The sequence below is a fragment of the Flavobacterium quisquiliarum genome (assembly GCF_019308285.1).
In the GTDB taxonomy this organism is placed as follows: Bacteria; Bacteroidota; Bacteroidia; order Flavobacteriales; family Flavobacteriaceae; genus Flavobacterium; species Flavobacterium quisquiliarum.
Map to the genome: position 1 here is coordinate 1 of NZ_WWEM01000043.1, position 15,367 is coordinate 15,367.

Here is a 15,367-nt window from a genome sequence, read left to right on the forward strand (position 1 = left end):
AGTCCATAAATCAATCCGCCCATGAAAGCATCACCGCTTCCAACTCTGTCCACTACTGGAGTAACTTCTTTTACTTTTGCACTGTAAACTGCTTTTCCATCATACAAGATTCCGCCGATTCTTTGGTGTGAAGCACTTACTGAATAGCGAAGCGTTGTTGCAGCAATTTTAAGATTCGGAATCAATTCAAACAGTTTATCATATACTGCCGGAAGTGACTTTTCATCCTGGTAATTCGGATTTACCTTAGGAATTCCCAGCATAAAATACGCAGTATCAATATCTCCTAAAATGACATTACTGTATTTTAACATTTCTGGCATTACTTCGCTTGGCGTTTTGCCATATTGCCAGAGTTTTGATCTGTAGTTTAAGTCGCAGGAAATTTTGATTCCTTTTTTATGAGCGACTTTTATTGCTTCCAAACAGGCTTCTGCTGCTGTTTGAGAAATAGCTGGCGTAATACCGCTCCAATGAAACCATTCAGCTCCTTCTAAAACTTTTTCCCAGTCAACCTGTCCTTTTTCAATTGTTGACATTGCACTGTGTGCACGGTCGTAAACTACGTTACTCCCGCGTGTTCCTGCACCGGTTTCCAGAAAATAGATTCCTAAACGTTCTCCTCCGTAAACAATGTTTTTAGACTCGACATTCATCTTTCTGATTTCTTTTAATGCAGAAAAACCAATTTCGTTTTCAGGTAATCTGGTCACAAATTCAGCATTTACACCATAATTCGCCAAAGAAACACATACGTTGAATTCTCCGCCTCCATATGTAGCACCAAATGCCGTAGACTGTGAAAAACGCAAATGTCTTTCTGTCGATAATCGAAGCATGATTTCTCCAAATGCAACTACTCTACTCATTGTAAATACTTAATTAAAAGTTGAAATATTCTTTTGCGTTGTTATATGAAATATCAGAAACTAATTTTCCAATCCATTCCATATCATTTGGAAGTTCTCCACGTTTAATTTCATCTCCTAAAAGATTACATAAAATACGTCTGAAATATTCGTGTCTTGGGAATGATAAGAAACTTCTAGAATCTGTCAACATTCCAACAAAACAGCTGATTAATCCCATATTGGAAAGCGCATTTAACTGCTTAGTCATTCCATCTTTTTGATCTAAGAACCACCATCCAGATCCAAATTGTACTTTTCCACGAACACTTCCGTCATTGAAGTTTCCAATCATAGTCGCCATAACTTCGTTATCAGCCGGATTTAGGTTATAGATAATCGTTTTGCTTAATTTATCTTTACTGTCTAAAGCATTTAAGAAACCTGAAAGTTTTTGTGCCTGAGGATAATCTCCGATAGAATCCCATCCTGTATCTGGTCCTAAAATTCTATGCATACGTGCGTTGTTGTTACGTAATGCTCCTAAGTGAAATTGCTGTACCCAACCAAATTCATGATACGTTTCGCATAAGAAAATTAAAACAGCACTTTGGAATTTCAAAGCTTCTTCTGGTGTTATGATTCTGTTTTCTCTTTTCTTTTTGAAAATGGCAGTAATTTCAGATTCTGTAAATTCTTCAAAATAAATTTTATCTAAACCGTGGTCGCTTAATTTACATCCGTTTGCATTAAAGAATTCAATTCTGTTTCTTAATGCAGCCTGTAAATCAGTAAAAGTATTAATTGCAATACCGGACACATCCCCTAATGTGTCCAGATATGCATTATAACCATCATTAGCAATTAAGATGGCTTTATCAGGTCTGAAAGCCGTACTCATTTTGATTCCAGTCGAATTGTTTGCGAATTTTTTGTGATATTCTAAACTATCAATTGGATCTTCTGTTGTACAAACTAATTCAGCGTTTACTTTTTTAAGAAGGTTTTGTGTGCTGTACGCCTGAGAATTGATTTTCTCTGAAGTTTCAATATAAATTTTCTCCGCCGATTTTTCATTCAGCAAATCATAAATATCAAAATAGCGCGCTAACTCTAAATGTGTCCAGTGGTACAAAGGATTACGCATCGTGTACGGAACTGTTTTTGCCCAGTTTAAGAATTTGTCTTTATCTGAACCATTTCCTGTTACAAACTGCTCGTTGATTCCTAAAGTACGCATAGCACGCCACTTGTAATGATCTCCATTAATCCATACATTCGTAATGTTATCAAAAATCTTATCCTCGGCAATAAACTGCGGGTTTAAGTGATTATGGTAATCAATAATTGGCTGGTTTTTAGAGTAATTATGATACAACTCTTCAGCGTATTTATTTTCTAATAAAAAATTGTCGTGTATGAATGTATTTGCGCTCATGTCTTTTTAAATATAATTTGAGAATTATTCTTCGTTTGAAGGTTTTCCAATTGTTGCAAGAATTCCACCGTCAACATATAAAATGTGACCGTTTACAAAATCACTTGCTTTGGAAGATAAAAATATTGCTGCTCCAGCTAAATCACCTGGATCTCCCCATTTTGCAGCAGGAGTTCTGCTAATGATAAAATCATTAAACGGATGCCCGTCAACTCTAATTGGTTTTGTTTGTTCTGTTGCAAAATAACCTGGTCCAATTCCATTAATCTGAACATTGTATTTTGCCCATTCTGTTGCCATGTTTTTAGTAAGCATTTTCAAGCCTCCTTTTGCAGCAGCGTATGCAGAAACTGTATTTCTTCCTAATTCGCTCATCATAGAACAAATGTTGATAATTTTGCCTTGTCTTCTTTGAATCATTCCTTTTGCAACATGCTTAGAAACGATAAACGGACTTACTAAATCAATATCGACCACTTCTCTAAAATCTGAAACTTCCATATCTAGAAGCGGAATTCTTTTAATAATTCCGGCGTTATTAATCAAGATATCAATTGGCCCAACTTCGTTTTCAATTTTTGCAACAGCTTCTTTTACTTCCTGCTCTTCAGTTACATTAAATTTGTAACCAACCGCATTAATACCTTCAGCTTTAAGTGCTGCCACAGCATTATCAATTTTTTCTTGAGAAGAATTTCCATTCACAACAATCGTTGCTCCTGCTTGCCCAAGTCCTTTTGCCATTGCCATTCCCAATCCGTGAGTACTTCCTGTAATAAGGGCAACTTTTCCTTGTATGTCAAATAAGTTTGTCATTTTCTTATCTTAAATCAGTGATTTTACAAACATCCATATCTCCGTAATCTAAATTCTCACCTGCCATTCCCCAAATAAAAGTGTAGTTGCTGGTTCCTGAACCTGAGTGAATTGACCAAGGTGGCGAAATTACTGCCTGATGATTGTTCATCCAGATATGTCTTGTTTCCTGAGGTTGCCCCATAAAATGGCAAACTGCTTGGTTTTCTGGAATATCTAAATAAAAATAAACTTCCATTCTACGATCATGTACGTGAGCTGGCATTGTATTCCAAACACTTCCTGGCTTCAATTCTGTCATTCCCATCTGTAATTGGCAAGTAATAACTACACTTCCAATAATCATTTGGTTCACGGTACGGTGGTTTGCCGTTTCCATTGTACCCAACTGTAATTTATTAGCTTCAGCTAAACTCACTTTCTTAGTAGGATAAGTAGTGTGTGCTGGTGCAGAATTTAAATAGAATTTAGCAGGATTGCTTTTGTCATCACTTTTAAAAATCACTTCTTTATTTCCAGCTCCGATATACAAAGCATCTTTAAATCCTAATTCATAAGCTGTTCCTTCCACAACTACAGAACCACTTCCACCAACATTAATAATTCCAAGTTCTCTTCTTTCTAAAAAATAAGGCGCTTTAAGCGGATCGATTGTTTCTAAAGCTAAATCACCTTTTACTGGAACTGCAGAACCTGCGATGTATCTGTCGTAATGAGAATAAACCAGTACTACTTCATCTTCCTGCATTAGATCATCAATTAAGAATTCTTCTCTCAATTGTTGAGTATCATATTTTTTTACAGCTTCTGGGCTTGACGCGTATCTTGAACTATATTTTGTCATAATTTCTATTTAATGTAATCGATTGCACAAAATTAATTTTTTATATTGAAAAACCATAATTCAAACCAAAAATTATTTCGTTTGAATCATTTTTGTTTTTTATAACTCCACTTTTTTCATTCTTGGAACTAGGATATGCATAATCAGCCAAGCCAATAAATACGAAGCTCCACAGATACAAAACATAATAAAATAACCTGTTTCTATCTTGCCTATTTTAGTGTAATAAACAAACATATTTTTTTGAATAAGCACAGTTAATAAAATTCCGCCAAGCGCTCCAAACATTCCACCCATTCCTGTAACCGATGCAGTAGCTTTTTTAGGAAACATATCTGAAACTGTTGTAAATATATTTGCACTCCAAGCTTGATGCGCTGAAACCGCTAAACCAATTACCAAAATTGCAAACCAAATATTTATTGCTCCTAATTGCTGTGCAAATAAAACTGGCAAAACTGCAAAAGCATACAACAACATACTTGTTTTTCTTGCCTTATAAGCCGGCCAATTGTTATTTATTAATTTTAGCGGAAGCCATCCTCCACCAATACTTCCTATACTTCCAATCATGTAAACTAGAGCGCAAGGCCAAATAATTTCAGTAGCTGTGAGTTTATATTGTTTCATCAAGAAATCTGGCAACCAGAACAAATAAAACCACCAAACTGGATCTGTCAATAATTTACCAATAGCAAAAGCCCATGTCTGGCGAAATGAAAGCAACTTTATCCAAGAAACTTTTTCTTTTGATTCTTCTACCGATTCTTCTAACTTATCTGATGTAATATATTCTAATTCAGCTTGAGACAACCGTTTGTGTTTTTGAGGTACTTCATACAATAAAAACCACAATGCCAACCAAACAAAACCAACAATACCTGTTATGATAAAAGCCCATTGCCAGCCATATTTTTCTGCTATATGAGGAACTGTTAACGGAACAATAATAGCTCCTATATTACTTCCTGAATTGAAAATTCCAGTAGCTAAAGCTCTTTCTTTCTGAGGAAACCATTCGGCTGTTGCTTTTATTGCTGCCGGAAAATTTCCAGCTTCTGTAACTCCTAAAAACACGCGGGCTATTAAAAAACCTCCAGTTCCTGTTGCCAATGCATGTCCAATTGCCGCTAAACTCCATAAACCGGTTGCAATTGCATACCCCAATTTAGTCCCTAACTTATCAATAATTCCTCCCGCAACCAGCATCCCTAAAGCGTATGCAATTTTAAATGCCAATTCGATATTAGAATAATCAATCACTTCTTGCTCTGGCGTCCAATGAAACGCTTCTGCCAAAAAAGGCCTAAGGTAACTTATTACATTCCTATCGAGATAATTGACAGTTGTAGCAAAAAATACTAAACTGCAAATAGTCCAACGGTATCTTCCTATTGCTGCATTAGCTTGGTTCATGATTTGGTTTTGGTTTAGGTTGGTTAGTTAGTGTCGAAAAATCTTGGTTAGAGATTTGTAATCGGACTGTATTTTGGAACCAATGTTTTCATTACGATCCAGCCCGTCAAATAACAAACTGCACAGATAGAAAAAATGATAAAATATCCAGCTTCAATTCCTTTGAATCCCATAAAAACCATGTTCGTATCTTTAGCATAATCAAACAAAACGCCTGATCCTTTATTAATCAAAGTTGATCCTACCCCACCTGCTAAACCTCCAATTCCTGTAATGGTTGCTATTGCTTTTTTAGGAAACATATCTCCCACTGTTGTAAAAATATTTGCACTCCAAGATTGGTGCGCTGCACCCGCAATTCCAATGATAATTACTGGCACCCAATAACTAATATATCCTAATGGCTGTGCGATCAAAGCTAATAATGGGAAGAAGGCAAAAATCAACATAGCTCTCATTCTTCCTTCATACGGATTCATTCCTTTTTTCTCTACGAAATAAGTTGGAAGCCATCCGCCAATAATTGACAACAACGTAATCATATAAAGAACAAATAACGGCAATGCAGCTTCTGTAGAATCCATTCCGTAAACAGAACTTAAATACGCCGGAGTCCAAAATAAGAAGAACCACCACACACCATCTGTCATAAACTTACCAAAAGCAAATGCCCAGGTTTGTTTGTATTTAAAACAATCCATTAGAGAAACTTTTGAAGTTGTTTCTGGTACATAGCCTACTAATTTACTATCCGCAATATCATCTTGCTGAATATATGCTAATTCTTCCGCACTTACTTTTGAGTGTCTCTCTGGTTTATCATACATAAACATCCAAAATCCCATCCAAACAAATCCTAACGCTCCGATGATTATAAATGACATTTCCCATCCGAAAGATTTTGCAATAAATGGAATTGTAATTGGTGCAGCCAACGCTCCAACTGTCGCTCCTGCATTGAAAATACTAGTTGCAAAAGCTCTGTCTTTTTTAGGAAAATATTCTGCTGTAGTTTTAATTGCCGCAGGAAAGTTTCCAGCCTCTCCTACCGCCAAAACAAAACGAGCGAAAATAAATAATGCAACACTCACATTAATTACCATCGCTGTATCGCTAACTGTACTTATAATCTCTTTTGAACCATGAAAACCTACAAACCAATTTCCTGTAATGATTCCTGAAGTTGCAATTCCACAGAATGCATGAAGACAAGCTCCTACAGACCAAATTCCGATTGCCCAAAGAAATCCTTTTTTCGTATCCAACCAATCTACAAATCTTCCTGCAAATAATAAAGAAACAGCATAAAAAATAGAAAATAAAGCAGTGATATTTCCGTAATCGTTATTAGTCCAATGAAATTCTGGCGCAATAAAATCACTCCATGTTAAAGAAAGTACTTGTCTGTCTAGATAATTAATAGTTGTTGCAAAAAATAATAAAGCACAAATACTCCAACGGTATTTGCCTGCAGCTTTGACGCTCTCATTTACTGCAACAGTTTCGGTTTGATTCATAGTAAGTGGGTATTATAGTTTTGTAATTTTTGGTAATTTCAGCAACACTATTTACCTCTATTTAAAAATATTAAAATCAATAAATTAACAGTTCTAAAAAGAAATAATGTAATCGATTGCACAAATATAGTTTTTAATCTCTACAATCCAAATAAATTGTATAAAAAATAATTTAAGGTTTTCAAATAAACATATTACATAAAAAAAAGAATACAAAATTACACATTAAACAATATATTTGTTAAAAGAGACCAGGTGAAATTCATCCTTTTTACGGGGTAAAATTGTCCTAAAATAGTTGATTTTATAAGCCATTTTTAACAATTCCATCGAATTTAAGCCATCGGTTGCATTTATTACAACATACACGTATAAAATATTACAAACCAAATAATTACACTCGATATTGAAGACTAAAAAAACAAAAAGACTAAGAGGAATTACATTAAGTTTTCTTCTTTTTTCAGGAGCATTTTCTCTAAGTGCACAAAATCAGGTAATTCCATTATGGAATAAAATTCCTGATGAAATTAAAGCAGTTGATTATAAAGAAAAAGAAGTACTTAAGGACGGGAAAATGCAAAGTACAAGTCAGGTTTCTGTACCTACATTAAGTATTTTTATTCCGAAAGAAGCAAAATCAAATCAAACAGCCGTTGTAATTTGTCCGGGCGGTGGTTACACACATTTAGCTTTTGAGAAAGAAGGAACAAAAGTAGCAGAATGGTTCAATAGCTTAGGAATTGCTGCATTTGTGCTAAAATACCGCATGCCTACCGATTTAACTATGAAGAATAAAAATGTCGGCCCACTGCAAGATGGACAGGAAGCCATTCGTTATGTAAGACAGAATGCAGCAAAATGGAATATTGATGCAAATAAGATTGGAATTTTAGGTTTTTCAGCCGGAGGACATTTAGCGTCTACCGTATCAACTCATTATGATGATAAAGTTTATGATTCGGCTTTTAAAGTAAGTGCTCGACCTGATTTCTCTCTTTTGATTTATCCTGTGATTTCAATGCAAAATGAGACTACACATAAAGGTTCGCAGATTAATCTTTTAGGAAATAATCCATCACAAGATCTTTTAGATTCATTTTCAAATGATAAAAAAGTGACTGCTAAAACACCACCAGCATTCTTAATTCATGCTACCGACGATACTGTAGTAATACCCGAAAACAGTATCAACTATTATCTGGCTTTGAAAAAAAATGGAGTTACAGCGGAGTTACATTTATATGAAAAAGGCGGACACGGCTTTGGTTTAGGAGTCAATGACACTAGTAAATTCTGGACAAGAGATTGTGTGGAATGGCTTAAAGCGAATGGTTACAACTAAAAATAAGAAAGGCAAAACTTTTTCAAGTTTTGCCTTTTAATCAAAAAAAAAACAAAAAGGAATTAAAAAAACCATTTTAATATTCTAAGCAGTAACTTCTTGTTCTGCGTTATTTTTCAATTTAGAAACAGGAATTGCCTTGCTTGCTACTTTTGGTTTTGCAGCAGGTGCTTTCTTCTTACCAAATTTCTGTTTACCCCACCAAATGATAAATCCTGTAATAGGCAAACTGGCAGAAATTAAACTGGCTAAAAATGCAATAATTTTACCTGTTAGGCCCAGAACACTTCCTACATGAATATCATAATTCATTCTTCGGATTTTGTCTGGAATATTAGCTTCAATATATTTCCCTGAAAATGGGGTCTTAATCGAAATCTCTTTTAGCGACTGCTGATCAAAACTATAACGATCCATGTTGTAATAGGTGTTTTTCTGTTTGTAAACAAAAGCCCCAATAGGATCTGCAGGTTTTCCCGGAATACTAATCATGATTCCAGCGGCTTGAGGATTTTCTTTTTTAATATTCAACATTACTTTATCAGCCGTAGTAATTTTAAACTCTTTTACCTGAGTGGTATCCGATTTTGGTGATTCTCTATTTTCAACTAATGGCCTTCCTCCAGAAGTTACCCAATACAACGATTTACTCCACCAACCAAAACTCCAGACTAAACCTGTTACAGCAATAAAAAACAGAAAAATACAGCTGTAAAAACCTAGTACATTATGTAAATCATAATTGACACGTTTAAAGCTCGCGTCCCACTTAATTTTAAAACTTTTATCTATAATCGATTTGATCCATTTTGTAGGCCACCACAAAACAATACCTGAAATCAATAATACAACGAAAATCAAAACTGCGACACCTACTATAGGACGACCTATATCATAAGGAAGCCATAATGCACGGTGACCATTTAATATCCATCTGAAAAAATCGGGCGATTCTCCTCTAGAAAATGTTTTTACATTTAATATATCTCCAGTATATGGATTCATATAAACACTTATAAAAGTGCCACTTCTTCTTCCGCCCTTGCCTTTGCCTTTGCCCTTTTCTCCCTTTCCATTTCCTCTTTCTTTCCCCTTTTCATTATTTAAAGGTTTCAAATCAGCTTTCATTTTTCCGCCTTCATTCTTGGCGAAATCTTTCCTTTTATCTCCTCTCTTATGTTCTCCTTTTTCTCCTTCTTCTTTTTTCTCTACAAAATAACCTACAATTGCAGCTTCATCTTTTGCTCCAAAGGTTACGCTTGTAGCTTTTTTATCTTTCATTTTTTCATCAGCAATTGTTACCAATTGAGAGGGTAGTAAAAATGCTTTTTCTTGAGGTTTCACAAAGCGCCAGTCTTCGATTAAATCTTTAATTTCATGTTCAAAAACATAAATACAGCCTGTTAGGCTGACAATGACTACGATAATTCCAGACGCTAACCCAAGCCACAAATGCAGCCAAGCCATAATACGCTTGAAAAGCGATTTTTTACTTTTTTTCTTATTATTAGGTTTTGGTTTTGAAGAAGAAAACATAATTGGATAGATAAATAGAATAAATAAAAAGACCGTAAGTCCCCATTAAAATAAGGACTTACGGCAAAAAAATTAGTATTTTAATTTCTGGATAGCAGTAATTTGACCTCCTTCAACTTTCAAACCTCTTGTAGCCACAGCAGTTGTAGCGCTAATAGTATAAATCCAGTTTCCATCAGGTGTATTGATACCTACAATTGCAGAACCACCATCTTCTGTAGTAATATTGTAACGGCTTGTAACAGAAGTTAATGTTTCAGGCGCATTTGTTACCCATGTAAAAGTTTGGTTATAAACATCAGCAATAGCCATTTTAACAGCACCGTTGTTTTTTCCAGCGTTTCCATACATTAATAATAAGAACTTCCCTTTTGAAATATAACTTGTAGAAGAAATTTTGTATCCTCCAGATTTTTCTTGAACATTAAAGAAGTAAGATTGGTCAAACTCTGTAGTTCCTTTTTTGATTTTTATAACCGCAGAAGGTTTTGTCGAAGTTAAGTTAGAGTTACTTGTTGCAATAGCTCCAGAGAAACCATAAGCATCTCCATTTTCATCTGTAAATAATCCTTTTGTAAAATAAGCTCCTAAATAACTTGTACGGTTATCTTTGATTACTTTTTCTAATTTAAGTTCTGGATAGCTGTAAACTGCAACCCAAGTACTATCTGGATTTACTGTTCCAAAGTTATCTACCCCATCCCCTTTAATACTCATATACGGCATGTAAACTTTTTCGCCAACTTGAGTTGCCCAAGTAAAGAAAGCTCTTTCGCCATTTCCTGCCAATACTTTCGTATCTTGTTGTGCTTCTCCTTTAATAAGAGATTCTTTTGCATCAATTTTATACATTGAAGCGATAGATGCACCACTTCTTGGAACTTTTACTGTTAAGATATCACTATTTACAGCAGCAAATACGTGAACAGTCTCTGCTTGGAAATTTGATTTTTTAACCAAATTACCTTCAGCATTTAAGTTATAGGTAGTTACAGCTCCTGGATTACCTTGTCCGTAAAGCAAACTGAAAAAGTTGTTTTCTGCAGTAATATAATAACGGTAAGTTCCATCTTGTTCAACACCATTTCCAACTGTTGAAATAGTTCCTGTAGAAACATCATCAGCAGTTAACAAATAATCTGCAACTCCTGTCGCTCCTGTAGTAGCTGTAATTATATATTTAGTTTTTCCTGTGTCGCTTCCGCCTTCTGAGTTCTCTGATTTATCATCACTACTGCAAGAGAATGCAGTAAAAGCTATAAAAGCTGCAAACAACGCTAATGTGCTATTTTTTTTCATGGTTACTATTGTTTTGAATTATTAAAAAATTATTATTTAGACTTTGTAAAAAAGTATCTCAATTTGATGTAAAAAGCACGGCTTGGCTTTTGCAATGAAAAATTGTCATACAACTTATTATCCAGTAAGTTTTTACACTCTAATGCGATATTGTATTTTCCGTTCGCAAAAGTGTAAACCGCATTTAAATCATGATTAAACTGTTCTGGTATATCCAATTTGCTGGCACCTTGGCTTGGCCAGTACAAATAATAAGCATGAACATAAAGAAGATTGTATCCTACAGATAAATTATTTCCTTTTTTTAAAACATCGTTAAAGAAAACCGTTGCGTCAGCATTTCCATATAAGTAAGGAATATTAGGCATTCTGTCTTTATAGTAATAGGACACATAATTCTGATCTGGTTCGTATTTGGTCATATTACGTAAGTTCTGATACGTCATGTTTAAACCCGCAGTAAATCTGCTTTTATACGAATATCTGATTTCACCATCAAAACCATAATTTTCTACACTATCCTGATTAAGCGTAACCGTCTTGTTTTGATTGTTGTTGAATGTAGTTCTGATAAAATCTACAGCATCACGATACATTAGATTTAAATCAAATGCTAAGGCATTGACTTTATTAAAACTTGTTTGATAACTTATTCCTGCATTTGCATTTATGCTGGATTCCGCATTCAGATTAACGTTTCCTTCAACATTATTATTTGGATCTCCGAAAAGTTCTGTTGGAGTTGGTAGTCTAAAGGTTTTTTCAAAAGAAGCCTTAACCTGTAAATTTGGTTTTAAATAATAACTAGTTGCTCCTCCATAACCTTGTAAAGAGCTACTGCCTTTAAACTTTTGATAGGCAATATCACCTGCATTTCCTGTCGGATTGTAACTTCTAGTAAATACTCTCGTTAAAGAATAATTTTTAACAAAAAGAGAAGTACTCCATTTTTCGTTATAATCGAATTTATACCCTAATGCAGTTACATTGTTTTGTGATTTTTGAGGCTGCTGATAAACTAAAGATTGTGGATAAAGTTCATCACTGCTTTTACGATCAAAAGTATTGAAGGTATTATTCAGCATAAAAGAATGTCTTTCGCCTAAAGCATAGGTAATATTTGCGACAGCGATACCATTGTTGTTACGCATTTTTTGTAGCGTACGGCTGCTTTCTGCACCAGCTCCAGGATATTCTTTATAATCCCCAAACCAGTTATATTTTCTGAATACAGTATCAACTGTTTGTTCTTCGCCCAGATTAAAGTTTCCTGAAATATTCACATTTAATCCTTTAGTAAATAAGTCTTTAACCTGATATTTTAAAGTTGGCATTAAAATATTACCGCGAGTATAACGGTCCCCAAATACTGTAACCATTCTTGCTCCTGTCTGAATATCTGCTTTATTTTCTCCTGCGGTAAAACCAATCATTAACTTATCAGCGTATTTTTTACCCGTAATTCCAATGTTGATGATAGCAGTTTCATTTCTGTAAGTATCATGAAATCTTCTTACTCGGGCATTTGGATAATATTTTCCAGTATTTAAATCGGCAGTTTCAACATTTACCCAATAATTATTGTCGGAATAATTTTGAAAAAGATTCACTTCAGTAGTAAAACCGCTTTTTGCCGTATATCCAGCATTAGCTGCTGAACGATGCGTATTAAAAGAACCAAAAGAATAAGAAGCATCAACATAAGTTCTCGGCTTATTGTTAGTTACAATATTAACAGCACCACCCAAAGCGTCACCACCAAGCCAAATCGGCACAACACCTTTGTAAACTTCAACACGATCAGCAAGGTTAATTGGAATATTGTTCAATTGAAAAGAAGAACCAAAATTATCCATTGGAACTCCATCAATAAAAACCTTAATCTGATTTCCAGAGAAACCATTAATTGCAAGTTCAGATCTAGAACCTACTCCTCCCGCTTCACGAACACGAACTCCTGAAACTCTGTCAAGAGCATGTGATAAATCTAAAGTTGAATTATGAAGCTTTTTAGCATCAATAGCCGTGATATTGTAAGCTTGCTTATTTACTTTATCAGTAGCTGAACGACCTAAAACTGTAACACTTTCTAATTCCTGTAATTCGTTGTCCAATTGGACCGGAATATTCACAGAAGTTCCTGAAACTTCTATGCTTTTTTTAAAGCCCGAAAAACCAATTGCAGAAACTTTGATAGTATGTTTTCCTGGTTTAACATTTTTAAAAATGAACTTTCCATTTTCATCAGAAATCATGCTTAAGTCAGTTTTTTCTAAAACTACTGTTGCAAACGGAACGGTTTGACCAGATTTTTCAACAACTTGTCCAGTCACTGTAACCCCTTGATTTTGCTGGGAAAACGACAAGGACGAAAAGAAGAAAAATGAAATAAAAAATAAAATTTTTGGCGTTGACATATATTTAATTAGACTAATTATAAATAACTTTGCCGCAAAAGTACCATCAACTGATTCAAAAAAGTTAGGGAAAAACGGATTATTATTTTGTAAAAACGGATTAAATTTTGAAAATCAAGTCTACTCTCTCATCGCACGAAAAGCCAATAATTAATATAGAAGTAAATGCTCATTACAATCCCAAAAGTATTTTGAACGAAGAAAATATCGACCTTCAAAAGGAAAATACAGAAGAGATTAAAAGTCATATTTTAGCAACAGACGGAATGGTTTTAATAGATACTCAAATGTATTTTACAAAGCCTCAAACCGAAATTTTTGAAATTAATGACGAGTGTATCGTAATGGATTTTATAAGCTGTAACAATATCGAAACTCAAATAGATCAACTTGAAAATGAGAAGTATTTAAAGCAGAATACTCATAACATTTTTTACACTACAAAATATAAAGGCACTTTTAAAATTCCAGCATTTGAAAAAGTAAATTATTTGACCATTATTTTTTCTAAAGAATTCTATTTCCATGTAATCAATGAAGACTGGAAACTTCATGAAAAGTTCTCAAAAAATATTTTAATTCAGAAATCCAGTTATCTCACTTCAAAATATCTTCCCTTTACTTCTTCCATTCAGTGGATTATTTCTGAAATCAAAAATTGTAATCGGAAAGGAGCATTAAAGAAGATGTACATTGAGACAAAAATAAAAGAGTTGTTAATCCATCAATTAGAATCGGTAGTTTCTAAGCCCAAACCTGAGGAAAAAATCGACAGTGAAGAATACAACAAATTATTAGAAGCCAAACAAATACTAGACAACGATTATCGAAACACTCCTACTCTACCTGAACTTTCCCGAAAAATTTCATTAAACGAATTCAAATTGAAAAAAGGCTTTAAAGCATGTTTTGGCACAACTGTCAAAAGCTATATTATTAAGCTGAGAATGGAACATGCCAAAGAATTGTTCCAAAGCAAATCGGCAACAGTTAGCGAAGCGGCTTATAAATGCGGTTACAAAGATGTTTCTCATTTTTCGGCCGCATTTAAAAGTTATTATGGATTTTCTCCTCAGAAATTTAAAATCAATACCGACAGCATACAATTTTGGCTAATTGGACTTTCATTTTTATGGTAAAAAAAGGGTTTTAAAATTATGTCCGTCGACTTAATCTTAAAACCCCAAAAAAATTAGACATTAATTGTACATTGCAAACTATATACAAATACCCACGATCAAATGAATATGTCTTAATTAAAAATAAAAACGTTTCTCCAAAAACTGTTTTCTGTGAAAATTCTAAATGACATCTAAAAAGGTAAAGAATGTCATCGTTTTCAAATTTCTACATTCCAAAATTATAATGCAGAAAACAGATTCCCTTACGGTTTTCCACATTGCGATAAAAAAATGAGTTCTTCTTTAACCAAAAATAAACACAAGTTACTCATTTACAAATAATTAAAATAAAAACTTTAACAATATTTTTTGATAAATAAATTTAATTTTTCTTCAAAAAAACATTAAAAAGTGTAAAAATAACACTTAAATATCTTCTTTCTTGTCCTAGATTAAGCGGAATTCTTTTCATCACAAGCTACATTTGCATTGTAAGTTATTAGCTCTGTCAAAAACTGAAATCAAAAAACAAAGAAAAATCATTCTTGTTCTAGATTAAGTTGAGTTCAAAATAGAACAAATAAATTTGCAATATAAATTACAAGTTCTGTCAAAAACTGAAATCAAAAACAAAAAAAACTTAGCTTCTTAGCAACTAAGAACCTTAGCATCTTTCTTGTTCTAGATTAAGTTAAAACAAAAATGAAACAAATAAATTTGTAAAGTAAAATCACAAGTTCTGCGAAATAAGATTTAAAAGTAAAAAACTT

General features: G+C 33.8%; 11 protein-coding genes. 2 read left to right on the forward strand and 9 right to left on the reverse strand.

All coding sequences use genetic code 11. The annotated features are described in order from the left end of the window. From GSY47_RS25610 to GSY47_RS25635, 6 genes are all read right to left on the reverse strand, one after another. Window positions 1-869: sugar kinase (locus tag GSY47_RS25610; protein WP_219071621.1), on the reverse strand; the 869-nt coding region annotated here is incomplete at its 3' end. A gap of 13 nt (window positions 870-882) precedes the next feature. Next, window positions 883-2,286 (reverse strand): glucuronate isomerase, encoded by a 1,404-nt coding sequence (uxaC, locus tag GSY47_RS25615; RefSeq protein ID WP_179005522.1) that lies wholly within the window; start codon window positions 2,284-2,286, stop codon window positions 883-885. Window positions 2,287-2,310: 24 nt separating this feature from the next. Then, window positions 2,311-3,102, reverse strand: coding sequence for a gluconate 5-dehydrogenase (locus tag GSY47_RS25620; protein ID WP_179005520.1), 792 nt, complete (start codon window positions 3,100-3,102; stop codon window positions 2,311-2,313). A 4-nt stretch (window positions 3,103-3,106) separates the two neighbouring features. Beyond that, window positions 3,107-3,946: a 5-dehydro-4-deoxy-D-glucuronate isomerase gene (gene kduI, locus GSY47_RS25625; protein WP_179005518.1), complete on the reverse strand. Its 840-nt coding sequence runs from the start codon at window positions 3,944-3,946 to the stop codon at window positions 3,107-3,109. Window positions 3,947-4,045: 99 nt separating this feature from the next. Beyond that, on the reverse strand, window positions 4,046-5,362 hold the full coding sequence (locus GSY47_RS25630; protein WP_179005516.1) for an MFS transporter: 1,317 nt from the start codon (window positions 5,360-5,362) through the stop codon (window positions 4,046-4,048). 47 nt (window positions 5,363-5,409) lie between these two features. Then, on the reverse strand, window positions 5,410-6,879 hold the full coding sequence (locus tag GSY47_RS25635; RefSeq protein ID WP_179005514.1) for an MFS transporter: 1,470 nt from the start codon (window positions 6,877-6,879) through the stop codon (window positions 5,410-5,412). Window positions 6,880-7,285: 406 nt separating this feature from the next. On the opposite strand from GSY47_RS25635, the gene GSY47_RS25640 reads away from it, so the two are divergent. Then, window positions 7,286-8,224, forward strand: coding sequence for an alpha/beta hydrolase (locus tag GSY47_RS25640; protein ID WP_179005512.1), 939 nt, complete (start codon window positions 7,286-7,288; stop codon window positions 8,222-8,224). A gap of 84 nt (window positions 8,225-8,308) precedes the next feature. Here GSY47_RS25640 and GSY47_RS25645 read toward each other — a convergent pair whose 3' ends face one another. The 3 genes from GSY47_RS25645 to GSY47_RS25655 all read right to left on the reverse strand — a co-directional run bounded on the left by GSY47_RS25645 (window position 8,309) and on the right by GSY47_RS25655 (window position 13,476). After that, entirely contained in the window at window positions 8,309-9,760 is a 1,452-nt protein-coding gene (locus tag GSY47_RS25645; protein ID WP_179005510.1) for a PepSY-associated TM helix domain-containing protein, read from the reverse strand. A 72-nt stretch (window positions 9,761-9,832) separates the two neighbouring features. Then, complete coding sequence (locus tag GSY47_RS25650) at window positions 9,833-11,059, reverse strand: DUF4374 domain-containing protein (protein ID WP_179005508.1); 1,227 nt, start codon at window positions 11,057-11,059, stop codon at window positions 9,833-9,835. 32 nt (window positions 11,060-11,091) lie between these two features. Beyond that, a complete protein-coding gene (locus tag GSY47_RS25655; RefSeq protein ID WP_179005506.1) occupies window positions 11,092-13,476 on the reverse strand; it encodes a TonB-dependent receptor in 2,385 nt (794 codons plus the stop codon). 107 nt (window positions 13,477-13,583) lie between these two features. Here GSY47_RS25655 and GSY47_RS25660 point away from each other — a divergent pair, with 107 nt between their 5' ends. Then, the gene (locus tag GSY47_RS25660; RefSeq protein ID WP_219071622.1) at window positions 13,584-14,615 is read left to right on the forward strand and encodes an AraC family transcriptional regulator; all 1,032 of its coding nucleotides are present in this window, start codon (window positions 13,584-13,586) and stop codon (window positions 14,613-14,615) included. Window positions 14,616-15,367: the final 752 nt, after the last annotated feature.